At 72.0% G+C, this 24,435-nt stretch carries 18 protein-coding genes; 10 read left to right on the plus strand and 8 right to left on the minus strand.

The genetic code is table 11. The features are described 5' to 3' along the window. Positions 1 to 403 precede the first annotated feature (403 nt). Positions 404 to 1,699 (plus strand): PHB depolymerase family esterase, encoded by a 1,296-nt coding sequence (locus tag ABZS51_RS22565; protein ID WP_355444212.1) that lies wholly within the window; start codon positions 404 to 406, stop codon positions 1,697 to 1,699. A 92-nt stretch (positions 1,700 to 1,791) separates the two neighbouring features. Next, the gene (locus ABZS51_RS22570; protein WP_355444214.1) at positions 1,792 to 2,259 is read left to right on the plus strand and encodes a hypothetical protein; all 468 of its coding nucleotides are present in this window, start codon (positions 1,792 to 1,794) and stop codon (positions 2,257 to 2,259) included. Between the two features lie 7 nt (positions 2,260 to 2,266). Here ABZS51_RS22570 and ABZS51_RS22575 read toward each other — a convergent pair whose 3' ends face one another. After that, positions 2,267 to 2,671: a hypothetical protein gene (locus tag ABZS51_RS22575; RefSeq protein WP_310716948.1), complete on the minus strand. Its 405-nt coding sequence runs from the start codon at positions 2,669 to 2,671 to the stop codon at positions 2,267 to 2,269. 149 nt (positions 2,672 to 2,820) lie between these two features. Then, positions 2,821 to 3,798 carry an acyl-CoA desaturase gene (locus tag ABZS51_RS22580; protein WP_355444217.1) on the minus strand — a complete coding sequence of 326 codons (978 nt, stop codon included), beginning with the start codon at positions 3,796 to 3,798 and terminating at the stop codon, positions 2,821 to 2,823. A 215-nt stretch (positions 3,799 to 4,013) separates the two neighbouring features. On the opposite strand from ABZS51_RS22580, the gene ABZS51_RS22585 reads away from it, so the two are divergent. The 4 genes from ABZS51_RS22585 (at position 4,014) to ABZS51_RS22600 (ending at position 9,320) form a co-directional block, all read left to right on the plus strand. Continuing rightward, the gene (locus ABZS51_RS22585; protein ID WP_355444220.1) at positions 4,014 to 5,312 is read left to right on the plus strand and encodes a cytochrome P450; all 1,299 of its coding nucleotides are present in this window, start codon (positions 4,014 to 4,016) and stop codon (positions 5,310 to 5,312) included. Then, entirely contained in the window at positions 5,312 to 6,886 is a 1,575-nt protein-coding gene (locus tag ABZS51_RS22590; RefSeq protein ID WP_355444222.1) for a peroxidase family protein, read from the plus strand. The genes ABZS51_RS22585 and ABZS51_RS22590 overlap by 1 nt, the downstream gene beginning before the upstream one ends. Then, positions 6,883 to 9,030 (plus strand): hypothetical protein, encoded by a 2,148-nt coding sequence (locus tag ABZS51_RS22595; RefSeq protein ID WP_355444225.1) that lies wholly within the window; start codon positions 6,883 to 6,885, stop codon positions 9,028 to 9,030. Before ABZS51_RS22590 ends, ABZS51_RS22595 begins: the two co-directional genes overlap by 4 nt. 65 nt (positions 9,031 to 9,095) lie before the next feature. Further along, complete coding sequence (locus ABZS51_RS22600) at positions 9,096 to 9,320, plus strand: hypothetical protein (RefSeq protein ID WP_310715954.1); 225 nt, start codon at positions 9,096 to 9,098, stop codon at positions 9,318 to 9,320. Here the strand turns inward: ABZS51_RS22600 and ABZS51_RS22605 are convergent. From ABZS51_RS22605 to ABZS51_RS22615, 3 genes are all read right to left on the minus strand, one after another. Beyond that, a complete protein-coding gene (locus ABZS51_RS22605; protein ID WP_355444228.1) occupies positions 9,296 to 9,559 on the minus strand; it encodes a hypothetical protein in 264 nt (87 codons plus the stop codon). The genes ABZS51_RS22600 and ABZS51_RS22605 overlap by 25 nt on opposite strands. A gap of 96 nt (positions 9,560 to 9,655) precedes the next feature. Beyond that, positions 9,656 to 10,030 (minus strand): hypothetical protein, encoded by a 375-nt coding sequence (locus ABZS51_RS22610; RefSeq protein WP_355444231.1) that lies wholly within the window; start codon positions 10,028 to 10,030, stop codon positions 9,656 to 9,658. A 349-nt stretch (positions 10,031 to 10,379) separates the two neighbouring features. Further along, the gene (locus ABZS51_RS22615) at positions 10,380 to 13,646 is read right to left on the minus strand and encodes a BTAD domain-containing putative transcriptional regulator (RefSeq protein ID WP_355444234.1); all 3,267 of its coding nucleotides are present in this window, start codon (positions 13,644 to 13,646) and stop codon (positions 10,380 to 10,382) included. Positions 13,647 to 13,741: 95 nt separating this feature from the next. On the opposite strand from ABZS51_RS22615, the gene ABZS51_RS22620 reads away from it, so the two are divergent. From ABZS51_RS22620 to ABZS51_RS22630, 3 genes are read left to right on the plus strand one after another with little or no spacing between them, the layout of a single operon-like run. Further along, positions 13,742 to 14,104 (plus strand): hypothetical protein, encoded by a 363-nt coding sequence (locus ABZS51_RS22620; RefSeq protein ID WP_355444237.1) that lies wholly within the window; start codon positions 13,742 to 13,744, stop codon positions 14,102 to 14,104. Continuing rightward, positions 14,101 to 14,532 carry a MerR family transcriptional regulator gene (locus ABZS51_RS22625; RefSeq protein WP_355444240.1) on the plus strand — a complete coding sequence of 144 codons (432 nt, stop codon included), beginning with the start codon at positions 14,101 to 14,103 and terminating at the stop codon, positions 14,530 to 14,532. The genes ABZS51_RS22620 and ABZS51_RS22625 overlap by 4 nt, the downstream gene beginning before the upstream one ends. Further along, positions 14,529 to 14,861 carry a YnfA family protein gene (locus tag ABZS51_RS22630; RefSeq protein WP_355444243.1) on the plus strand — a complete coding sequence of 111 codons (333 nt, stop codon included), beginning with the start codon at positions 14,529 to 14,531 and terminating at the stop codon, positions 14,859 to 14,861. The genes ABZS51_RS22625 and ABZS51_RS22630 overlap by 4 nt, the downstream gene beginning before the upstream one ends. A gap of 108 nt (positions 14,862 to 14,969) precedes the next feature. Here the strand turns inward: ABZS51_RS22630 and ABZS51_RS22635 are convergent, their stop codons facing one another. From ABZS51_RS22635 to ABZS51_RS22645, 3 genes are all read right to left on the minus strand, one after another. Continuing rightward, a complete protein-coding gene (locus tag ABZS51_RS22635) occupies positions 14,970 to 18,713 on the minus strand; it encodes an acyltransferase domain-containing protein (RefSeq protein ID WP_355444246.1) in 3,744 nt (1,247 codons plus the stop codon). A 448-nt stretch (positions 18,714 to 19,161) separates the two neighbouring features. Further along, a complete protein-coding gene (dnaE, locus tag ABZS51_RS22640; RefSeq protein ID WP_355444249.1) occupies positions 19,162 to 22,716 on the minus strand; it encodes a DNA polymerase III subunit alpha in 3,555 nt (1,184 codons plus the stop codon). Positions 22,717 to 22,885: 169 nt separating this feature from the next. Further along, entirely contained in the window at positions 22,886 to 23,230 is a 345-nt protein-coding gene (locus tag ABZS51_RS22645; protein WP_355444252.1) for a hypothetical protein, read from the minus strand. Between the two features lie 198 nt (positions 23,231 to 23,428). Between ABZS51_RS22645 and ABZS51_RS22650 the strand changes: the two genes are divergently transcribed. Continuing rightward, positions 23,429 to 24,403, plus strand: coding sequence for a winged helix-turn-helix domain-containing protein (locus ABZS51_RS22650; RefSeq protein WP_355444255.1), 975 nt, complete (start codon positions 23,429 to 23,431; stop codon positions 24,401 to 24,403). Positions 24,404 to 24,435: the final 32 nt, after the last annotated feature.

A 24,435-nucleotide genomic window follows, 5' to 3' on the forward strand; every position in this document is an offset into this window, starting at 1 on the left:
GCGCTCGCGGCCGTGCTCGCCCCGGCCGTGCTCGCCCCGGCCGTGCTCGCCCCGGCCGTGCTCGCTCCGGCCGTGTCCGGCCCGGCGAGAGCGAGGGCGCCCAGGAGCACCGTCGAGGCGGTGGCGGCGCAGAGACGGCGAGTCCTCATGGGGGTCCAATCGACGCACGTTGCTCGAAGTCGCCTCATGCTGGGTTCGCCCGGTCCGCCTGTAAAGGACCGCCCCCGGGGTGCGGGGGTCCCGTACCGCATGACGCCGGTAGAGGCGCGGGAGCCCGCACCGCGGCCGTGAAAGTTTCAGCGGCGCGCCGAGGTGGCGGACACGCCCCCGGCCGCCGCGTTGACGCCCCCGCCGCAGCTCCCTAGCGTGCGGGCCACCCGGAGCCTGAGGAGGCCGCGCGGCGATGAGGACGACGACGAAGGTCATGGCGGTGCTCATCACCCTCGCGGTGGCGGTCTGCGGCTGGCTCGCCTCCGCGCTCCCCACGTCGGCGGCGGCGCTGACCGAGGTGACCGGCTTCGGGGCGAACCCGACGAACCTCCGCATGTACGAGTACGTCCCGGCGAGCGTCACCGCGCGCCCGGCCGTCCTCGTGGCCGCCCACTACTGCGGCGGCTCCGGCCCGGCGATGCACTCCGGCACCGAGTTCGCGTCGCTGGCCGACCGGTACGGCTTCATCGTCGTGTACCCGTCGGTGACGCGCAGCAGCCTGTGCTTCGACGTCTCGACACCGGGCGCCCTGACCCACAACGGCAACAGCGACCCGGCGGGCATCGTGTCCATGGTCCAGTGGGAGATCCAGCACCGGAACGCCGACGCGGGCCGCGTGTACGCCACGGGCCTGTCGTCGGGCGCGATGATGACGAACGTCCTGCTCGGCGACTACCCGGACGTGTTCAAGGCCGGAGCGGCGTTCGCCGGCGTGCCGTTCGGCTGCTTCGCCACCACCGACGGCTCGATGTGGAACAGCACCTGTTCGAGCGGCAACCTCATCAAGACCCCGCAGCAGTGGGGCGACCTGGTCCGCGCCGCCTACCCCGGCTACACCGGGCCGCGCCCGCGCATGCAGGTCTGGTACGGCACGAACGACACCACACTGAACTACGCCAACTTCGGCGAGCAGCTCAAGCAGTGGACGAACGTGCTCGGCGTCAGCCAGACCCCGGCGCTCACCGACCACCCGCAGCCCGCGTGGACCCGCACCCGCTACGGCGGCACCGGCGTCACGGCCTCGGTCGAGGGGATCAGCGTCGAGGGCGGCACCCACAACATCCTGGTCTCCGGGATGGCCGCGATGGCCCTCGACTTCATGGGCCTCACCACGGGCGGGCCGACCCCCACGCCGACCCCCACGCCCACGCCGACGGTCACCCCCGCCCCGGGCGCGTGCCGCGTGGCCGTCACCACCAACGCCTGGAACACCGGCCTGACCGCGACGCTCACCGTCACCAACACCGGCACCGCGCCCGTCAACGGCTGGTCCCTGACCTTCACCCTCCCCGCCGGCCAGGCCATCACCAGCGGCTGGAACGCCACCTACAACCCCGCCACCGGCAAGGTGACCGCCGCCAACCTGTCCTACAACGCGACCCTGGCGCCCGGCGCCTCGACCAGCATCGGCTTCCAGGCCACCCACACGGGCGACAGCGCCAAGCCCACGGCGTTCACCCTCAACGCCTCTCCTTGCACGGTCGCCTGACGGGCGCGCATGTCAGGCGACCGTCAGCTCGCAAGCCACCTGAAAGCGGTATGACGGACATTGCGGTCAGCTACGAGAGAGAGGAACTCTCCATGAAGATCGCACGCCCCCTGGTGGCCCTGTCCGGTCTCGCCGCAGCACTCATCGCGTTCACCCCCGCCGCCCAGGCCGCCGCGACCACCCCCTGGGGCCCCTCCTACGCGCCGGGCCACGCGGCCAAGGCCCTCGGCACTCTGACCGCCTCCGGAGAGGACCACGCCGACATCCCGGCGGCCGACACCGTCAAGATCACCGGGAAGCTCACGGACTCCACCCGCGCCACCTCCACCTGCGGCTGGGCCGTCTTCCGCATCACGTACCGGGACTCCTCGAACAACCTGCCGTTCAAGCACCACAGCGTCCGCGACTGCTCGTACGGCACCCCGAAGCGGTTCTCCTTCAGCCACCACGACGTCTACCAGGTCGAGCTGAAGGTCTGCGCGCAGCCCAGCGGCGCCACCCGCCCCTCGGACACCTGCCTGTACGCGGGCACCTGGAAGGTCCTGTACCTGTCGAAGTAGGACCGGGTCAGGCCGTCAGGGAGTGGACGGCGCGGACCTCCGTCACGGTGAACTCGTCCACGATGTGCCGGTTCTGCACCAGGAACCCGACCAGGCCCGCCACCGCCTCCACGCCCCGCTCCGCGCGGGCCTGGCCCGTCAGCAGGAAGATCAGCGGAGTGGACGGCTGGTCGATCGCGAAGTGGCGGTTGTGGCGGTGCACATCGTGCAGGGCCCTGATCGGGATCGGTCGGGGGGAGGTGAACCACACCGCCACCTCCCACACCGGCAGCGCCGGATCCGCCTCGGCCTCCACGGCCTCCTGGTAACACGCGACACAGCCCTGCCCCGCGTGCCGGCCGTGGAGGCAGGTCCAGTGCTCGACGTCCGCCGGAAGCTGAGGGCGGGTGCCGAGGATGGCCGTCTCGGTCACGCGGCGCCGTGGCCGGGGTGTTGGGGATGAGGTGAAGTATTCGCTGATGATGCATCCTCGCGCGTCGTTGGCCGTACGGCCACCATACGCCCGGACGGGAGATTCGAGCGGATCTCGGCAGGATGATGACAGGTGTCCGGCCGGAGCCGTCACCCGCCGTGGGGTCGTTCTCCGTCCCCGCCGGCGCGGCGGGCCGTCAGGCGGCCGGGATCCGGCCAGTGCACGCCGTACGCCCAGCCCGCGGCCTCGAACCAGCGAATCAGCCGCGCGCTCGGGTCGAGCTGCCCCTTGAGTACCCCGTGACGCGCGCAGGTGGGCTCCACGTGGTGCCAGTTGTGCCAGCCCTCGCCGAGGGTCAGCATCGCCACCCACCACACGTTCGAGGAGCGGTCCCGGGTACGGAACGGCCGGTCGCCGAAGGTGTGCGCGACCGAGTTCACCGACCACGTGACGTGGTGCACCACGGCGTAGCGGACCAGCCCGCCCCAGAAGAACGCGGTCCACGCGCCCGCCCACGACATCGACCACAGCCCGCCCGCCACGGCCGGCAGCGCGAACGACAACGCCACGACCGCCGGATAGGCGGCGTCGAAGCGCCGCACGTCCGGATCGGCCAGCAGGTCGGGCACCCAGTGCCGGGGGCTGGAGCGCCGGCGCGCGGTCCAGAACCAGCCCACGTGGGCGTGCGCCATGCCACGCAGCAGGGCCAGGCCGTCGTCGCCGTAGCGCCACGGCGAGTGCGGGTCGCCCTCGCGGTCGGCGTACTTGTGGTGACGCCGGTGCTCGGCCGTCCACAGGGTGACCGGGCCCTCGACCGCCATGCCGCCGGCCAGCATGAGCGCGACGCGCAGCGGCCTGCGGCACCTGAACGCCCGGTGGGTGAACAGCCGGTGGTAGCCGATGGCGATCCCGAAGATGCTGACCAGGTACATCACGACCGCGATGACCACGTCCCGCGGCCCGATGCCCCATCCCCAGACGGCGGGCACGGCGAGGCCCAGCAGCAGCACGGGGAGCACCACGAGGACGACCAGGTAGACGGTCCGGCGGCCGGTGGTGACCGTCACCGTCTCCGCCGTGCCCGAGCCCGTGCCCGAGCCCGGCTGCGGGATGGCCGACGAGGTCACGCTACCTCCCATGATCGCTAAGACGGATGCGGCTCCTCATTGAACGGCCGCCTCCCCGGATCCCGGCAATGGCTCCGGAGTGACGTTCCCGTCACTTAGTGGAGTCATAACACTGCACACCGTAGCCATGAGCCGGTGGGCCGTCCCTGTCTAGATTGTGGCTACACAACGTGATGATCTCTGTTCGCTCCGGCTTCAGACGGAAGGGTCCACGCATGGGTGCTGTCGGTCAGACGACCACGGGCGGCTATCTGGAGAGGTACGACGAGGCGCTGGCCCGCGACCCGACGTCCGCGTTCGGCCTGGTCCGCGAGTGGATGCGCACGGACTGGCGCGCCCTGTTCGCCGAGCTCCGCGAGCGGCGGCCGATCTTCGTCACGCCCGCCTTCACGGTCGTGACCCGCTTCGCCGATGTCACCGAGGTGCTCTCCCGCGAGTCGGTCTTCTCGGTGCGCGCCTTCGCCCCGCGCCTCGACGCCGCGCTGGGCGGCCCGTTCATGCTGGGCCGGGACGCCACGGCGATGAACTGGCGCGACAAGGGCCTGATGCGGGTCATGCTCGACCCGGGCGACGTGGACGGCGTGCGTGAGGTGGCCGGGCGCCTGGCCGACGAGGCGCTGGACGCCGCCTGGCCGGACGGCCGCGTCGAGGCGGTCCACTCGCTGTTCCGCCACGTCGCGCTGGGCGTCTGCGCGGAGTACTTCGGCTTCCCCGGCCCCGACGCGCAGACGCTGTCCCGGTGGACCCGGGCCATCGTCACCGACGGCTTCGCCAACTTCCTCGGCGACCCGGACATCCAGTCCGCGTCGGTCCAGGCGGGCGCGGAGATGACGGCGTACCTGCGCGGCCGGCTCGCCGAGCTCAGGGCCGCGCGGCTGGCGGGACACGACCTGCCCGACACCGTCTTCGGCCGGCTCGCCGGCACCACCCTGCCCGCCGGGATCGGCGTGGACGACGAGCGCGTCGTCGTCAACATGGCCGGCCTGCCGCTGGGCTTCGTGGAGAGCGCGCCCGGGGCCATGGCCGAGGCGGTCGAGCAGCTCCTGCTGCGCCCGCCGGTGCTGGCGCGGGCCGTCGAGGCGGCCCGCGATCCCGACCGCTTCGACGGGTACGTCTGGGAGGCGCTGCGGTTCAACCCGTTCTTCAAGCTGCTTCCCCGGCTGTGCGAGCACGACCACGTCCTGGCCGCGGGCACCCCGCGCGCGACGCCGATCCCCGCGGGCACGTTCGTGCTGGCCGCGCCGGCCTCGGCCATGTTCGACGCGGACGTGGTGGCGGAGCCCGACGAGTTCCGCCTCGACCGGCCCGGCCACCAGCAGCTGTTCTTCGGCCACGGCCACCACGCCTGCCTCGGCGTCCATCCCGCCAGGGTCGTCGTCTGCGAGGTCCTGCGCCGCCTGCTGCTGCGCCCCGGTGTGCGCCTGCTGCCACCGCCGGAGGGCCGGGTCACCCGCTCCCACGGGATCTTCCCCGACCGCTTCGTCCTGGGGCTCGGCCCCGAAGGGCAGGAATGATGACGACGGCACGGACCATCGCCACCGACGGGGCCGTCAACCGGCTCAGGTTCCTGGCGCTGACCAACGGCCGGCCGTTCTGGGACCTCGTCCAGGCCGTCCAGCCCCTGCGGCGGCGCCTCAACGCCTCGCTGATCGACCACGCGATCCGCGAGATGCCCCCACGGCCCGAGCCGCTGAGCACCATGGCCGGCTACACGTCCTGGGCCTCGCTGACCGACCGCACCTACAGCGGCAGGCACCTGCCCCCGGCCGCCGCGTCCGAGGACGGCCGGCCCAGCCCCGAGCGGGCCGCCGAGCTGTTCGCCCGCGGCGAGACCATGATCCCCTGCCCGCGCTCCACGGTGCTGTTCGCCTACTTCGCCCAGTGGTTCACCGACGGCTTCCTGCGCGGTGACGTCAACATCCCGCGCGACCCCCGCAAGAACAGCTCCAACCACCACATCGACCTGAACCAGGTGTACGGCCTCCACGAGGACGCGACGGCGGCGCTGCGCGCGTTCGACGGCGGGCTGCTCAAGAGCCGGATCGTCGGCGGCGGGGAGTTCCCGCCCCAGCTGTGCGAGAACGGCAAGATCAAGCCGGAGTTCGCCCCGCTGAGCGTCATCCGCTTCGACGAGCTGACCGACGCCCAGCGCGACACCCTGTTCGCGACGGGCAGCGACCGCGGCAACATCCAGCTCGGCTTCACCATGCTCACGGTGCTGTTCCTGCGCGAGCACAACAGGGTGGCGCGCCTGCTCGCCGAGAGCCACCCGCGCTGGGACGACGAGCGGCTGTTCCAGACGGCCCGCAACGTCCTCATCGTGCTGCTGATCAAGCTGGTGGTCGAGGAGTACATCAACCACATCACGCCCTACCACTTCCGCTTCACCCTCGACCCGCGGCTGTCGTCCGTGCTGGCCCGCGCGCCCTGGCACCGCGAGAACTGGGCCTCGGTGGAGTTCAACCTCGTCTACCGCTGGCACAGCCTGATCCCGTCCCGGCTCTCCGTGGGCGGCCACGAGCTGCCGATGGAGCAGACCCTGCTCGGCGGCGCGCTGATCCCCGAGCACGGCCTCGGCCGGCTCTTCGAGGACGCCTCCCGCCAGCGCGCCGGCCGCCTCGGACTGTTCAACACCGATCCCTTGCTGAGGGAGGTCGACGCGGCCAGCATCGCCGACTCGCGGACCCTCGCGCTGGCCTCCTACAACCGCTACCGCGAGCACTGCCGCTTCCCCCCGGTGCGCCGTTTCGAGCAGGTCTCCGGCGACGAGCGGGTCAGCGGCGCGCTGCGGGAGCTGTATCGGAGCGTGGACGACCTCGACCTGTACGTCGGCCTGTTCGCCGAGGAGCCCGGCGCTCCCGGCGCCATCCTGCCGCCGCTCCTCACCAAGATCATCGCCATCGACGCCTTCTCCCAGGCGCTGACGAACCCCCTGCTGGCCCCGCGGGTGTTCAACGCCGCGACCTTCTCGCCGACCGGCCTGCGGGTCATCGCCACCACGAGATCGCTGTCGGACGTGCTGCACCGCAACGTCCCGGAGGATTCCCGGCCCCGCTTCGTCAGCATGTCGTGGGGCGCGGATCGGTGAGCGGCGAGACCGGCCCGGCGCCGGAGCCGCTGCGAGCCGCGGCCCGCGAGCTGGCCGACATCGGCGTCGTGATCCGGGATGCGGCGGTCCACGCCACGGCCGCGCTCACCGACGGCGCCGCCCTCCGCGCCCTGCCGAGCGCGCCCTCGGCCGGCTGCCGGGCCCATGGCGCGCTGCTGCGCGCGATCACCAACGGCCGTGGTCTCGGCTACGCGCCCGCCGGCGGCAGGCTGGGCGCCCTGGCCGCCTCGCTCGGCACCCTGGCGGGCGCGGAGAGCCTGGCCGTGCGCGTGCTGGCCACCTCGCTGCGGCTGCGGATCGCCGCCGTCGCCGCCGACCACCCCGAGCTGACCGGCGACCCCATGCTCGACCGGCTGATCGAGGCTGCCGCCGCCGACCGGGACCTGGAGGCCGTTCGCGCGCTGCGCGCGCTGCTCAGGGACCGCGGCGCGGTGCGCGTGCTGAGTCAGCTCGCCCCGGTCTTCGGTGAGGTCCTCGCCCTGCGGGCGCTGCTGGACGAGAACCCGCTCAACGACGCGACCGCCTGGCTGATCGCCACCGGAACGGGCTTCGCCACGGCCGACCCGATCACGGGCATGAGCAACCGGGCCGTCGCCGCCCTCGACACGGGGGAGGGGGCCGCGCGCCGGATCGAGCTGGCCGAGGCCGAGTCCGCGCGACTGGCCACGAAGGGATCCCTCCTCGGCTTCCTGCGCAACATCAGCGCGGTCGGCACCACGGGCCGGATGCTGATCCAGAGCGTCGAGGGCCCCGACGGGGTGGTGCGCCACGTCGTCCAGGCGCCCGGCATGCGGGCGGGCCGGCCCGACCACGACTCGCCCCAGGACCTGCTCGGCGCCTTCAGCAGCGCCGTGCTGGCCCGCAGCCCCTACAGCCGTGCCGTGGCGCTGGCCGTCGCCGACTACGGCCTGCCCCAGGGCGCCGAGCTGGCCCTCATCGGGCACAGCGCGGGCGGCGCCGCCGTCATGAACCTCGCGCAGGACGCGGGATTCTGCGCCCGCTACACCGTCACCCACGCCGTCGCGGTCGGCTCTCCCGTCGACTTCAAGCGGCCCGCCGACCCGCGCACCTGGGTCGCCAGCGTCACCAACCAGCACGACATCGTCCCCACCCTCGACGGGCAGGGCGCGGGTGGCTGCTTCGACCTGCACCCCGACTGGTACGTGGTGGACTACGCCGACCCCACGCACCTGTTCCCGCTCTGCCACAGCGTCGAGCGCTACATCGCCAACCTCGCCGACGACCTCCCCGAGGCCCGTGACCGGATCGACGGGCACCTCGCGCCCTACCGGGGGGCGGTGGTGCGCACACAGGCGTACCAGCTGTTCGACCGGGCTCCCCGGCCCGAGGGGTTCCCGTTCCTCGCCGTGCCCACCCACACGGTGCCGGGTCCCGAGGGGCCCGTGGAGCTGCCGATCAGGTGCCAGGACGGCAGCGCCCTCACGGCGTACTTCACCGCGGACGCGGGCGTGGCGGCGGCGCTGCTGAAGGGCACCGGGCTGGGCCCGGCCGTGCGGGTGGCCGGGCGCGCCGTCGTCGCCCTGCACGCCGCCTGGAACCGTCGTACGAGCGTGGGCGCCTACCGTGAGCTGCACCTCGGCGTCGTCGTGCCCGGCCCGTGGCGGTCCCGGCCGGTGCTCGTCTGGCCGGATCTGCCGCGTGGCGCCGACCGGAGGCGCTCGGGTGGCTTCCTGACCGGCTCCGTGGTGGACACCGCCGCCCTCTCCGCGCTGGCGCCGCGGTTGTGGGGTGGGGAGCCGTACCTGGCGCCGCTGGAGTTCGACCTGACCGCGAGGTCGGTGCGCGTCGCCGTCGGCGCTCCCGGGGACCGGCTGCTCACCCTGCGCGGGCGCCTCGGCCCCGGACTGCCCGTGGGCGATCGCGACCTGGTCGGCTACGCGCGGGCGGCGGACACGACGCTGCGCTCGTGCGTGCGCACCCGCGGCGCGGCCCGTCTGCATCCCGTTCCACGGCTGCGGCTGGCCGTCGAGCCGCGCTCGGCCGATCCGCTGGCCCGCCGGTTGCGCGAGCTGGGCCTCGACGGCGCGCGCCCGCTGCTGTGCCTGTCGGCCACCACCCGCCAGACGCTCCGGGACGCCGCCGTCCCGGTGCCGGCCCCCTGACCGGAGGACCGATGCCCGCCGATCCCACGACGCCCGCGGAGAGTCCGGTGCCCGGGAGATCTCCTGTGATCGCCGCCCATGCCGTGGTCCTGGAGTCCGACGCCCGCGCGCTCGCCGAATGCGCCGAGCGCCTGCGCGCGATCGAGGCCGGGCTGAAGGCCGCCGGCGTCGCGCCGCCCTGGCTGTGCCAGGCCGTCGAGGCCCACGTGGCCGCCTGCGCGACGGCCGCGGCCGACCTCGCCACGGCGGCGGCCCGCCTGCGCCGCTACGCCGGGACGGCGCGCCCCTGACGCAGGGGGCGTGCCACGGCCCAGACAAGGGCGCCCACCACGAACCCGTAGACCGCCACCAGCCCGTGCCCGTTGTCCTGCGCGAACCACAGCGCCAGCCCGAGCGCCGGCGCCGCGAGCGCGAGCAGCCTCTCCTTGGGGGCGCGGGCGCACAGCAGCAGGGCGCCGGCCAGGGTCGCGGCGAGGAAGTACGTCGCCCCGGAGCTGCCGGCGAAGTTGCGGGGATCCGGCGACTGCACGGCCCCCTACATGATCATGAGAAACCCGGCACCGGGAGGAGTCGTCCCGATGCCGGGTCACTTGTGCGCTCTGGGGGCGGTCAGAGCAGAGGCGCGTCAGCGGACGCGGGCGCATGTGGCGGGGACGTACCCCTTGTTGACCTCGAAGCCGAATTCGTCGCGCGTGGGCTTGATATTGACCTGGAACCAGTTGCGACCACTTGCTCCGCACTTGGGGGTGTACGAATTGCTGCCGTTGCCGCGGACGAACTGGCAGGAAGTGAGAACGCTTTTAGTCTTGCGCGTCTGCAACACCTGCGCGTTGTTGTGGGCGAACTCTCGGACACCGACGTTGGATCCCGTGATGACGATCTGGCGGCAGGCAGAGGCGGCGGGTGCCTGGCTCTGCGCCTGGGCGCTGGCGGGAACGGTTATGAGAACGAATGCGGCGGCGAGGACCGGCGCGGCGATGGTGGTACGGGTGGTTAACATGGCGCTCCTTGTCTCGGAAAGGAATTGCCTGTGTGGGGATGTACGGGGGGGAGCGTGAGCTGGGTTCAAGGGTTTGTGAGAAATATGAGGAAAGTTCGATTTCGAGAAACCGCTGTTTCCGGAAAGGGCAGTACAGAAAGGGGAGGTTTCCGGAAACGAGAGTTTTCACAGTGACGCGCTGCGTGATGTCGGATTTCCGAAAAGCGCGGTGTCCAGATGGGGAGTCCCCGGCACGGTGGGCCGACTGTCATAGGTCATGGACGGCTTGGGCCGCTGCCGGGCGGGACCGGCCTCCAGGCCGCATGCCCGCCCGGCAGGGCGGCGGCTGTGCCGCCGCCCCCGACCGGGCTCACCGGTCGGTACGCGTCCGTGGACGAGTCCCTGTCGGGCGTGGAGAACCTGGTGCTGCCGAGCCGCCTGGGCCGACGGCCCGATGCTGGTGTCCGCGCTGGTCAGAAGGCTGGACGGGACCGGTGTCACCGCCGACGAGCTGGGCCTGCGCCAGCCGGTCCAGCGCCTCCCGCCTCGGCATCTCCGCGCCCTGGCGGTAGGCCGCCCGGTACGCGTCCTCGCCCAGCCGTCCGGCGAGGCCGGCGACCACCACGCGCAGCTCCGGGTCGCCCTCGTCGAACCAGCCGCGGATGACCGCGCTCATCCCCAGCGCCGTCGCCGCCCCGGCCGGGTCGTCCTCCAGCGCCAGCAGCCATCCCAGCAGCTCGGCGGCCCAGGCCAGGGCGCTCGCCTGGCCATGGGCGAACACCATGCGGACGACACCGGGCAGCAGCTCACGCGCCGGCCCCGCCGCTCCCTCGGCCAGCCGGTTGGCCATCCTGAACCCGGCGACCGCGTCGCCGGGCAGCCCCTCGGACGGCAGCCGCCGGGCCAGCTCCTCCATCCGGTCCAGGGTTCGGTGGGCCCGCTCCACGTCCTTCGCCAGGCGGTACGCGGTGGCCAGGGAGGACAGCATGTTGGCCTCGATGCGCCGGTGACCGCGCTCCTTGGCCTGGAGCAGGGCGGCATGGATGTCCCGCAGGGCGCCGTCCAGGTCGCCGCTGTTCATACGCGCCCGCGCGAGCCTGGACCTGGTCCAGTAGAGGTGCATCTCCGTGCCGAGCTCGGAGCCGATCGCGACGGCTCGCTGCGCGGTGGCGACGGCCTGGTCGTGCTCGGCCCGCAGCGAGTGGTCGCGGCTGACACGGAGCAGGCTCATCACCAGTCCCCACCGGTCGCCGACCTCCTCGAAGCCGCGCAGCGCCTCCTGCCTGCTCCGGGCGCCGGTCGTCAGGTCGCCCCGCTCCACCCGGATGTGGTCCTGCGTCCACAGCACGCTCGCCCGCACCCAGGGGTCCGGAGAGCGCAGCGCCTCCTGGAGCTGGCGTTCCACCAGCTCGGAGCCGTCGGGGACGGACGCCAGCTGCGCCATCCGCAGCATCGGCAGCGCGGGATGGAACGCCGCCACCGCCGCCGGGTCCGCGTCCGGCACCTGCTCGCCGCCGAAGAGGGGGCCGGCGGCGCCCCGCATCACGCCGAAGGCGTCGCGGACGTGGGCGGGCAGCGCGTCGCCGAGCTTGAGCACCTCCTCCACGGACGTCGCGCACTGGCTGGTCATCCCCCTGAGCCCCCAGTACCAGAACAACGACCTGACGAAGCCGGACGCCATGAGCGTGTCCCGGGCGTCCAGGGCCGTCCGCAGCCCGAAGGCCAGGTTGTCGTACTCGGCGTCGAAGACAGCGATCGCGCGGAGCTGGTCCCCGGTGCGCAGCAGCGGCTCGTGCTCCTCGGCCAGCGCCAGGAAGTGGCCGGCGAACCGGGCGGACACGTCATCACCGGACGCGGCCAGCCGGGACGCGGCGTACGCCCTGATCGTCTCCAGCATGCGGTAACGGTCGCCGGCCTGCTGGACGATGGACTTCTCGACCAGGGAGCCGACCACGTACAGCACGTCCTCCGCCGGCAGCGATTCGTCCGGGCAGACCGCCTCCAGCGTGGCCAGGCTCGCACCGCCGGGGAACGCCGACAGCCTGCGCGCCAGCACCCGCTCGGGCTCGTCCAGCAGGTCCCAGCTCCACTCGACCAGGGCCAGCAGCGTGCGCTGGCGTGGCAGCGCGGCCCTGCTGCCCGACGTCAGCAACCGGAACCGGTCGTCCAGCCGGCGGGCGATCTGCTCCACGCCCATCGAACGCAGCTTCGCCGCCGCCAGCTCCAGGGCCAGCGGCATCCCGTCGAGCCGGCGGCAGATCTCCACCACGGCGTCCACCGTGGACGCGTCGAGCGCGAACCCCGGCCGCACACTCGCGGCCCGGTCGACGAACAGGCGCACCGCCGCCGCCCCGGCCGCCTCCTCAGGCTCCGGCTCTCCCGAGGGCACGTCCAGCGGGCCCAGGTGGCACAGCGACTCCCCGGTGATCGCCAGCGGCTCCCTGCTGGTGGCCAGGATCCTCAGCTGCGGCAACCGCTCCAGCAGCCGATCGGCCAGCGCCGCCACCTCCTCGACCAGGTGCTCGCAGTTGTCCAGCAGCAGTACGGCGTCGCCGACGTCGAGCCGCTCGACCATCCGGTCCGCCGGATCGGCCTGCCGCGGCTGCCCGCTGCCGTACAGGCCGCCGAGCGCGCCGAGCACCGCGTCGGCCAGCTGGTCCGGCTGCCCCACACCGGCCAGGGGCACGAACCACACCCGGCCGCTCCCGCAGGCCCGGTCACGGGACACCGCCTCCAGCGACAGCCTCGTCTTGCCGGCCCCTCCGGGCCCGACGATCGTCACCAGCCGGGAGGCGGCCATCAGCTCAGCGAGCCGGTCGAGCTCGTCCTCCCTGCCGACGAAGCTGGTGAGCTGCGCCGGCAGCCGGCTCGCCGCCGCCTCGGGCCGCACCACCGGCCGGTCCAGCTCGCCGCGCAGCAACGCCAGATGGACCTCCTGCAGCTCGGGCGACGGATCGACGCCTAGCTCCTCGCCCAGCCTGCCGCGGATCTCCTCGTACACCGCCAGGGCGTCCGACTGACGTCCCGCCGCTGACAGGGCCCGCATCCGCAGCTCCGCCGTACGCTCGCGCAGAGGGTGGGCGGCGGCCACCGCGCCGAGGTCCGCCGCCACCTCGGCGTGCCGGCCCAGCCGCACCTCCGCGTCGCAGCGGTCCTCCAGGGCCGCGACCCGCAGCTCGTCCAGCCGCGTGGCGGCGTTGCGGGCGAACGGGGCCTCCAGCACATCCGCCAGCGCCGCGCCCCGCCACAGGTCCAGGGCGGCGCCGGACAGGGCGGCGGCCTCCTGGAACCGGCCCGCGGCCAGCTCCCTCCGGCCCTGCCCGGCCAGCTCCTCGAACCGGTGCGCGTCCACGTCCTCGGCCCGTACGGGCAGCCGGTAGCCTCCCGCCACCAGCGCCACCGTCCCCACCCCCACCAGGGCCCTGCGCAGCCGGGACACCAGCCCCTGCAACGCCGCCGGCGCCCCGGCGGGCGCCTCGGCGCCCCACAGATCGTCGATGAGCGAGTCGGCGGACACGGGCCGGCCCGCCTCCAGAGCCAGCCGGGCCAGCAACATGCGCAACCGGGCACCGGCGATCTCGACCGGCTTCGCGTCGTCGCCGTGGACCTGCACCGGGCCGAGCAAGACAATTCGCACGCGGACAGCCTGCCACGCCGGCCGGAGTTGCATCCCGTACCCAGGTACAGGGTTACCGTCGAGCACAGACACGTTCACGGCCACTGGAGGCATCCATGGAATGGGCGCCGGCGGAATGCACCCTGCCGACCGAGGAACGCCCGCTGCGCGTGGCGGAGTTCGACGAGCTGTTCGCGACGGCCCTGCGCGGGCTGGAGCGGATCGGACCTACGCACCTGCGGCTCGCACTGGACGGCGGACCCCAGGTGGAGGAGACCACGCGCGGCCTGACCGCCAGGGAGACGAGCTGCTGCTCCTTCTTCACCTTCTCTCTCACCACCGGCTCTCTCACCACCGGCTGCCTCACCGCTGACGGCGCGCGGCTGATCCTGGACGTGAAGGTGCCCTCCGCCCATGCCGGCGTGCTCGACGGCCTCCAGGCTCGCGCGCTCCGTAGTGCCCCGCGGGTCTCGCCGTGAACGGCGGGTGGCTGCGCACCGGTGAGGTCGCCAGGGCCGTAGGGGTCAACGCGCAGACGTTGCGCTACTACCATCGGCGTGGCCTGCTACGAGAGCCGGGCCGGACCTACGGCGGCCATCGGCTGTATCCGCCGGAGACCGTGGTCGCGCTGCGTGCGATCAAGGCGGCCCAGAAGCTCGGCTTCACCCTGGACGAGATCGCCGACCTCGGCATTTCCGGGCACGGTCTGCTGGTGCGGGCGCCGGCGAAGCTCGCGGAGGTCGAGCGGCGGATCGAGGAACTCCGAGCAGTCCGGGAGACGCTGATCCAGGCGGTGAACACCGGATGCGACGACCTGGTGGCGTGCGCCACGAGCCCGCACTGCCCGCTGCCGTTCGCCGAGCGGGATCGGCTCCCCGGCGGCGATCCCCTACAGTCGGATTCGTGACGGTCGCGCGCTCTCTCCTGCTGTTCGTGCTCGCGGCGCTCGCCGAGATCGGCGGGGCCTGGCTGATCTGGCAGGGAGTCAGAGAGCAGCGCGGGCTGCTGTGGATCGGCGCCGGGGTGATCACTCTCGGCCTGTACGGGTTCGTCGCCACGTTGCAGCCGGACGCCCACTTCGGCCGCATCCTCGCCGCCTACGGAGGCGTGTTCGTGGCGGGCTCCCTGCTGTGGGGCGTGGTGGTGGACAAGTTCCACCCGGACCGCTGGGACCTCATCGGCTCGGCCATCTGTCTCGTCGGCGTCCTGGTGATCATGTACGCCCCCCGCGGCTGAGCCTTTCGAACAGGCACCTGAAGGTCGGCGAAGCCGGCGATCCGCACCAGAAGAGTCGTGCACCTGGCCATGCTGGATCGGCACCTCGAAGAGCGGGCGACCACTCCCTCACCCCGCATCGGCGCTCCCGTCGCCGCCCGAGGCGGACACCAGCTCGGCGATGTAGTCGGAGACCGCGGCGACGGTCGGCTGCCGCCACAGCAGGGTCGTCGGCAGCGAGCATCGGAACCGTTTCTCCAGCCGCCGCCGGACGACCACCGTCAGCACCGAGTCCAGCCCCTGCTCGATCAGCGGTCGATGCGGCGACAGGTCCGTGGGGGCCAGCCGCATCTCCTCGGCGATCTGCGCGCCGACCTCCTCCAGCAGGAACGCGCGCAGCTCCTCAGGCCCCAGGCCGGCGATGGATTCGGCGGGCCGCACGCCGTCGGCGCCGTTCTCGGCGGGGGCCGGCGCGTCGATCACCGGGTACCGCAGTCCCGACAGCCAGCCGACGACGGCGCCGGCGCGGTCGGTCACCCGTACCTGCACCGTGTCGGTGCGCTCGGGGTCGAGCCACACCTCGATGTCCACCATGTCCGGTGGCTCCCCGACCGTGACCAGCCGATCCACGTGCGTCACCATGCGAAGCAGCGGGTCGCCGGGGAACGCGCTCGGCGCCACCGACATCGCCGCGTCCAGGACGGGCGCCCACGTGGCGGCCGGCCCGCACCGTACCCGGGCGCGCAGCGCGCCGTGGCCGCGCAGCAGCTCCTCGACCGTCCAGTCGAACCCGGTTCCGGGTACGCCCACGGCGGCGAGCCGCTGCATGACCAGGTCCGGATCCGCCGGCGGGATCAGCTGCGCCGGCTGAGCCGGCGCCTCTCCCGGCGAGGCGGGCACCGTGGCGGTGGCGATCATCTGCCAGGCGGCGTCCGGTTCGCCCGCGGCACGGGCGGCCAGCCGCAGCCCGGTTCCCTGCCGTACGACCTGGACCTCGCGGCGCTCGGCGGTCAGCAGCGGCGCCGACATCGTCACCTCACCGAGCACCTGACCACCGGCGGCGGCGAAGAAGGTCGCCGCGAGCACCGCGGCCGGCACGATCTCCACGCCCTCGATGGCATGGCTGCCGGGATAGGGCCGGGTCTGGTCGTCCACGCCGGTCCGCCAGAGCCGTATGTCGGTGCCCGCGAGATCGACGCCGTCGCCGAGCAGCGTGTGCGTGTCCGGATCGTGGCCGCGACCGGCCATGTCGGGGGCCGACGGCGTCCGCCAGTGCCTGCGGTGCTGCCAGGGGTAGGACGGGAGCACGACCGGCCCGCCGGACGGTTGCAGCCGATGCCAGTCCACATCGAGGCCGGCGCAGTGTGCTTCGGCCACGCCGGCCAGCAGGGTGGCCCGGGTGGGACGGTTCCGCCGCAACGACGCGCCGACGAAGACGTCGTGCCCGGCCGTGCTCAGCGTGTCCAGCACCGAGTGGGTGACCACCGGGTGGGGGGAGAGCTCGACGAACGAGCGGTATCCGTCGGCGGCGGCCGCCGCGACCGCGTCCGTCAGGCGCACCGGCCGGCGCAGGTTCGCGGCCCAGTACGCGCCGTCGAAGCCAGGGGCCTCCCGTGGATCGTCCAGCGCCGTCGAGTAGACGCGGATGTCGGGGGCGCCGACGGCGAGGTCGGCCGCGGCGGCGGTCAGGTCGGCCAGGAGCGGATCCATCTGCGGCCCGTGGAACGCCACGTCCGAGGTGACCCGGCGGGCCGGGATCCCCTCCTCGATCCAGCCGGCCAGCACCTCGGCCACGGCGTCCGGATCGCCGGAGACGACCGTCGAGCCGGGCGACGACGCGATCGCGGCGACCACGTCGGTACGGTCTCCCAGCAGCCGCGTCGCCTCGGCGAACGGCAGCTGCACCATGGCCATCGCACCACGGCCGGCGACCTGTCGCAGCAGCCGGGACCGGCGGCAGATCAACCGGGCGCCGTCCAGGCGGCTCAGCGCCCCGGCCGTCACGGCGGCGGCGATCTCACCGACCGAATGACCGATGACCGCGTGCGGACGCACCCCGTACTGACGCCACAGCTCGACGAGGCCGAGCTGCATCGCGAAAATCATGGTCTGGACGCGGTCCACCTCGGTCAGCTCGTCCTCGGTGAGGGTCTCCCGTGGCGAGAAGCCGATCTCGGCGGCGAACACCGGCTCCAGCTCGTCGATCACCGCGGCGAACGCCGGCTCGGTGGCCAGCAGCTCGCGGCCCATGCCGGCCCACTGTGAGCCGTGTCCGGAGAACACGAACACCGGGCCGGGACCGGGATCGACGAGCACCTGCCCGGTGGTCACCGCCTTGTGCGCGGCGCCGGTCGACAGGGCGCGCAGCCGGTCGGCCAGCGCGGCCGGGCTCTCCGCCGCCACCACCGCCCGGTGGGACAGGTGGGCTCGGCGCAGCGCGAGCGTGTGCCCGACGTCGGCAGCCGGCAGGTCGCCGACGACGCCGGCGAGGTTGCCGGCGGCCTGCAGCAACGCCGCCCGCGACGCGGCCGACACCGGATACAACCGGCCCGCGGGCCCCCCGGCCGGCGGCCCGGCCGGCGGGGCCTGTTCGAGGACGACGTGGGCGATGGTGCCGCCGTAGCCGAAGGCGGAGACCGCGGCCCGGCGCGGATGCGCGGAGCCCGGCCACGGCGTCGGCTTGTCGACCACGCGCAGCCCGGCGCCCGCCCAGTCGACGGCCGGAGTGGGCGTGTCGTGCCGGCTCGGCGGGAGCTCGCCGCGTTCGAGCGCCAGGACGGCCTTGACCAGGCCGGCGATGCCGGCGGCACCCTCAAGGTGACCGATGTTGGACTTGGCCGAACCGATCAGGCACGGCTGCTCCGCCGGCCTGCCCTTCCCGTACACGGCGCCCAGCGCGCCGGCTTCCAGGGGGTCGCCTATCGCGGTGCCGGTGCCGTGCGCCTCGACGTAACCGACCGTCTCCGGCTCGACGCCCGCCTGCCGCAGCGCGCGGCGCATGACGTGCTCCTGCGCCTGGCCGCACGGCGCCATGATGCCCGCGGTGCGACCGTCCTGGCTGACCGCGCTGCCACGGATGGTGGCGAGGACCCGGTCCCCGTCCCGTACGGCGTCGGCGAGCCGCTTGAGCACCACGACCGCCGCGCCCTCGCCCCGCCCGTACCCGTCGGCGGCCGCGTCGAACGACTTGCTCCGCCCGTCCGGTGCCAGCGTGCCCGCGGCGTCCAGGGTCAGCGTCTCGCCGGGGGACAGGATGAGGTTGACCCCGCCGGCCAGCGCCACGTCGGTCTCGCCGGCTCGCAGGGCCTGCGCGGCCAGATGGACGGCGACCAGCGACGCCGAGCAGGCCGTGTCCACCGCCAGGCTCGGGCCGCGCAGGTCGAGCGCGTACGACACACGGTTGGCCACCGCGCAGGTGGCGGCGCCGATCCCGGTCCACGCCTCGATGTCGGGCAGGTCCTCCAGCAGCCGATGCCCGTAGTCGCCGGTGCAGACGCCCACGTACACGCCCGCGTCCGTGCCGGCCAGTCTGTCCGGCGACACCCCGGCGTGCTCCAGCGCCTCCCACGCGGTCTCCATCACGAGGCGCTGCTGCGGGTCCATCAGCTCCGCCTCGCGCGGCGAGAGCCCGAAGAACTCCGCGTCGAAGTCGGCGGCCCCGTCCAGGAAGCTGCCGTGTGCGAGGGTCCGCCGTACCGCCGCCGCGTACGAGGGGCCGCGATCGGCGTAGTCGCGCCAGCGGTCGACGGGCGCCGGTCCGCCGGCGTCCCTGCCCTCGCACAGCAGGCTCCAGTAGTCGTCCGCCGAACGGACGCCGCCAGGCAGGCGGCAGCCGATCCCGATCAGCGCGATCATTTCGGCCGGTCGATCCATCACACATCGCCTCCCTGGATCCGCGCCCACACGGGCGACTCGAGAAGCGCCACGACGGCGCCCGAGACGGTCACGCACGTGCCGCCGTCGAGGGCGTCTCCCACGCACGCGAGCGGGGAGTTCCACGGATCCCCGCCGACGACCGAGGCCTGTGCATGCGAATACGCCATCAACACCTCTGCTGGGGAAGGAACGAGCCTGCTGGGAGAGCTCTCGCATCGCCGATCTAGAGATCGGCGAGATACTTACGGCGGTCTCGCGACCCGGGTGCTGACAGATGTGTCCGTGCGGTCAGCGCCGATGCTAACCGCATGATCCATTCACGGCTAGAGGTGTCATTCTTCGGATGGACCATGCATAATCTTCGAGCGCCGATGATCAACGCTCGCGCGGCGGGGGCGGGTCGGCGGCGCGTCGCTGATGACCAGGTCGACGCGCCGCCGCGCGGTCACAGACTGATCGCCTCCGGCCCGAACAGCGCCTTGATGTCGGCCGCGAACGACGTCTCGGCGTTGACCGGGAACTCCGGGACGGCGAGCACGGTGGTCTTGCCGCTCGGCCGACGCAGATTGATCCGCAACGGCACGCTGCCCTCGTGCATCTTCAGCACGTTGCGCAGCTCCTCGACCAGCCTGTCGTTGAGACGGTCCTCGCGGATCTGGATGGTCACCGGGTGCCCGGAGTCGCTGGTCACGCTGGAGATGTCGATCGTGGTCAGGTCCTGGGCGAAGATGCTGATCGCGCCGTCGCGGTTGTTGATCTGCCCGCCGACCGACGCGACGAGGTCCTCGCGCAGGTACGGCACGTAGAGCTCGTACGTCTTCGGGAAGAACAGGCACTCCACCGCGGCGTCCATGTCCTCGACCGTGATGATCGCCCACATGTTGCCGGCCTTGTTGACCCGCTTGTCGACCTTGGTGATCAGGCCGCACACCCGGACGTCGCCACGGTCGTCCCGGCCGCTTTCCAGCAGGTCGGCGATCGTGGTGTCGCGGTTGCGCGCGAGCAGCCGCTCGGTGCCGGCCAGCGGATGGTCGGACACGTACAGGCCGAGCATCTCCCGTTCGAAGTCGAGCTGCGTCTTCTTGTCCCACGCCAGGTCCGGGATGGCGATGGTGAAGCTCTCGCCGTCGCCGGTGTCGGTCAGGCCGCCGAACAGCGAGTCCTGGCCGTGCGCCTCGTTCTTCTTGATGTCGATCACCGAGTCGACGGCCTGCTCGTGGATCATGAGCAGGCCCTTGCGCGGGTGGCCGAGCGAGTCGAACGCGCCCGCCTTGATGAGGGACTCGATGACCCGCTTGTTGCACACCACCAGCGGCACCTTGTCGAGGAAGTCGTTGAAGTCGGCGTAGGCGCCCTTCTCCTTGCGGCCCTTGACGATGCCCTCGACCACGTTCTCGCCGACGTTGCGGACGGCGCCGAGCCCGAAGCGGACCTTGTCGTCGCCGACGGCGACGAAGTCGAGCTGGGAGTCGTTGACGTCGGGCGGCAGCACCTGGATGCCCATCTTGCGGCACTCGGCCAGGTAGACGGCGGCCTTGTCCTTGTCGTCGCCGACGCTGGTCAGCAGGGCGGCCATGTACTCGGCCGGGTAGTTGGCCTTCAGGTAGGCGGTCCAGTAGGCGACCAGTCCGTATCCGGCGGTGTGGGACTTGTTGAAGGCGTAGCCGGAGAACGGCAGCATGACGTCCCACAGGGCCTGGATCGCCTCGTCGGAGTAGCCGTTGCCGCGCATGCCGGCCTGGAAGTTGACGAACTCCTTGGCCAGGATCTCGGGCTTCTTCTTACCCATGGCGCGGCGCAGCAGGTCGGCGCCGCCGAGGGTGTAGCCGGCCAGCTCCCGGGCGACGGCCATGATCTGCTCTTGGTAGACCAGCAGGTGGAAGGTCGGGCCGAGGATGGGGTCGAGCGCGTCCTTCAGCTCGGGGTGGATGGGCTCGATGTCCTGGCGGCCGTTCTTGCGGTGCGCGTAGTTGGTGTGCGCGTTGGCCGCCATCGGGCCCGGCCGGTACAGCGCGAGCACGGCGGCGATGTCCTCGAACCGGCTCGGCTCCATCAGCTTGAGGAGCTGCCGCATGGGGCCGCCGTCGAGCTGGAACACGCCCAGGGTGTCGCCGCGGGCCAGCAGCTTGTACGTGGTCTCGTCGTCCAGGGGGAGGGTGAGGGTGTCGAGCTTGACGCCCCGGTTCTGCTCGATGATCTTGATGGCGTGGTCGATGATGCCCAGGTTCCGCAGACCCAGGAAGTCCATCTTGACCAGGCCCATTTCCTCGCATGAGGGATAGTCGAACCCGGTGATGACCACGCCGTCCTTGTCCCGCTTGTGCATGGGGATCAGGTCCAGCAGGGGATGGGAGGAGAGGATCACCGCGGCGGCGTGGACGCCGGTCCCCCGGATCAGGCCCTCGATGCCGAGGCCGGTGTCGATCACCTTCTTGACGTCCGGGTCGTTCTCGTACAGGGCGCGGATCTCCACGCCTTCCACGTAGCGGGGGTGATCCTTGTCGAACAGCTTCGCCAGCGGGACGCCCTTGCCCATGACGTCCGGCGGCATCGCCTTGGTGATCTTGTCGCCCACCACGAAGGGGTACCCGAGGATGCGCGAGGCGTCCTTGACGGCGGCCTTGGCCTTGATCGTGCCGAAGGTGTTGACCTGGGCGGTGTACTCGCTGCCGTACTTCTCGGTGACGTAGGCCACCATGCGGTCGCGCTGGCGGTCGTCGAAGTCGAGGTCGACGTCCGGCGGGTTGATCCGCTCGGGGTTCAGGAACCGCTCGAACAGCAGGCCGTGCTCCAGCGGGTCGAGCTCGGTGATGCGGGTGGCGTAGGCGACGATCGAGCCGGTGGCGGACCCTCGGCCGGGGCCGACCGCGATGCCGTTCTCCCGGGCGTATCGGCAGATGTCGGCCACGACGAGGAAGTAGGACGAGAAGCCCATGGGGCCGATGACCTTCATCTCGGTCTCGTAGCGCTCCAGCACCTCGGCCGGCACCGGCGTGCCGTAGCGCATCTCCAGGCCGCGCTCGACCTCCTTGCGCAGCCACGACTCCTGGGTCTCGCCCTCCGGCACGTCCGGGTAGTCCGGCATCCGGTTCACCTCGGCGAACACGTCGCTGTAGTCGCCGACCATCTCGGCGACCAGCAGCGTGTTGTCACACGCCTGAGGCAGCTCGGAGAACAGCTCCCGCATCTCCGCCGCGCTCTTGAGGTAGTAACCCGAGCCGTTGAACCGGAACCGGTTCGGGTCGTCCTTGTTCTTGCCGACGCCCACGCACAGCAGGCTGTCGTGCGCGTCGGCCTGGTCCTCGGTCACGTAGTGGGAGTCGTTGGTGACCAGCAGCGGGATGTCGAGATCCTTGGCCAGGCGCAGCAGGTCGGCCCGCACCTCACGCTCGATGCTGATCCCGTGGTCCATCAGCTCCAGGAAGTAGCTGTCCTTGCCGAACATGTCCTGGTAGGCGGAGGCGACCTTGACGGCTTCGTCGTACTGGCCGAGCCGCAGCCTGGTCTGCACCGCCCCGGACGGGCAGCCGGTGGTGGCGATGATCCCTGAGGAGTGCTGGGAGATCAGGTCCATGTCCATGCGCGGCTTGCCGTAGTAGCCCTCGAAGGAGGCGAGCGAGGACAACCGGAACAGGTTGCGCAGGCCATCGGCGTTCTTGGCCCACATGGTCATGTGCGTGAAGCGGCCACCGCCGGAGACGTCCTTGCCTCCCTCGCCGTCCGCCACCCCGGTCTCGGCGCGGGCGCCCCAGAACACCTGCTTCTTGTGGAAGCGGTTGTCCGGAGCCACATAGGCTTCGATCCCGATGATGGGCTTGACGCCGCTGCCCTGGGCGACCTTCTGGAACTCGTAGGCGCCGAACATGTTGCCGTGGTCGGACATCGCGATCGCCGGCATCCCGAGCCGCTCGGCCTCGGCGAACAGCGGCCGGATCTTGGCCGCTCCGTCGAGCATGCTGTACTCGGTGTGTACGTGAAGATGCACGAACGAATCGCTCACCTGTTCCCCTTACCTTGCGCCCAGGCCGACTGCACGCATGAGCCTATTCCGTCCTCAGGGGCGGATGGGGCGAGGCGAGCCGGATGGGTGGGCACGGGAGTTCAGCGACCCGGCCGCACTCCACTCGGGGAGCTCCGCACGACTCCAGACGTGCTGCGGGCGCCATCCCCTACTGGCACCAGGACGCCTTGAGCCTGGACACGAAGATCTCGGTGACCTTGGGCTCCAGCTGCAACTGGATGGTCTCCCAGTCGCAGAAGTAGATCTTCTTGCCCGTGCTGACTCTCACGTAGCCCGACCATCCCCCCGCGTACAGGTGATCGCCGTAGGAGTTCAGGCCGAAGGACCCCCATGTGGTGATGGTCTTCACACAAATGCTGGTGCCACATTCGTAGTAGTACTTGAGGTCGCCGGCCGCCCGCTGCGTGGCCGACGCCGCCGTGGGGGCGGCCACGATGCCGGCCGCGATTCCGATCGCACCGATCGTGCTGAGTACCTTTGCCGTGACCTTCATGACAAACTCCTTCGTCTCTTCGGCCCCTTTTGCAGTTCCGGGCGCAAGGTGCCGTGAACACTGAATCAATGGCTCCTGATCGGGGGCCGCGGCAGTAAGGCTGCCCCAGCCGAATTCCGGCCGCAACGCCTTTTAGTCCTGACTAAAAGGGTGACTCGGCCCTGGCTGAACAGGACCGGCCGCGTGACAATCATCGGCATGATGCGTGTGCACTTCTCCGACGCCGACCTTCGCCTGATCACGTTCACCCAGGCACCGAACGCCCTGTGGGAGACGGTGCTGAGCGTGCGCCTGCTCCGTGGCGCGCCGACCGGCAGGAGCTGGTCGCGGCCCGGAGTCCGCCGGCTGCACCGGCAGGTGAGGGGAAGCCTGGTGGAGCGGGCGGGGGTGCTGGCGCCCCTCGTCACCCCGAAGAGTCTCGTGCCCGCGTTTCTGCTCCAGCCGGACGCCGGTGACTTCGCCACCGGTGTGGAGCTGGCCAGTCAGACCCCCAGCTCGTATCTGGCGGTTGATCTGAGCTCGTTGTCGCCCGCCCAGCGGAGCGGGCGGTGGGCGGGGGAGCTGGCTGCCGGCACCGCCGCGGCACGCCAGGCCCTCGCCGGTGACCTGCACCGGTACTTCACCTCATCCGTGGAGTCGCTGTGGCCGCACATCCAGGCCGAGGCCGCCGCCGACCGCGCCCTGCGCGCCGAAACCCTGCTGCGCGGCGGGGTCGACGCCCTGCTGGCCACGCTCCATCCCGACTGCCGCTGGCAGCCGCCGACCCTGCACATCCCGATCGACGGCGACCACGACATCCCCCTGTGCGGACGCGGGCTGCTGCTGATCCCGTCGTACTTCGCACCCCGCCCGATGGTGCTGTACCGTCCGGACGCCGCGACCGTGCTGGTCTATCCGATCGTCGTCACGGACCGGTCCACCGGCCAGGCCGACGTGCTCGGACCCCTGCTCGGCCGTACCCGCGCAGCCGTGCTGGCCACGCTGCGCGACCCGGCCACCACCACGTCCGTGGCCGAACGGGTCGGCATCTCCCTCGGCTCCGCCAGCCAGCACACCGCGATACTGCGCAACGCCGGACTCATCTCGACCACCCGGACGGGCGGCGCCGTCCTCCACACCCTGACCCCTCTCGGCCAGGCCCTCCTCCGCGGCGGCCCGAACGCCGGCCCATGACCCGTGGAGCTTCGCCATGCGCCGTACCCTCC

This window comes from Nonomuraea sp. NPDC005501 (assembly GCF_040605905.1).
GTDB lineage: Bacteria > Actinomycetota > Actinomycetes > Streptosporangiales > Streptosporangiaceae > Nonomuraea.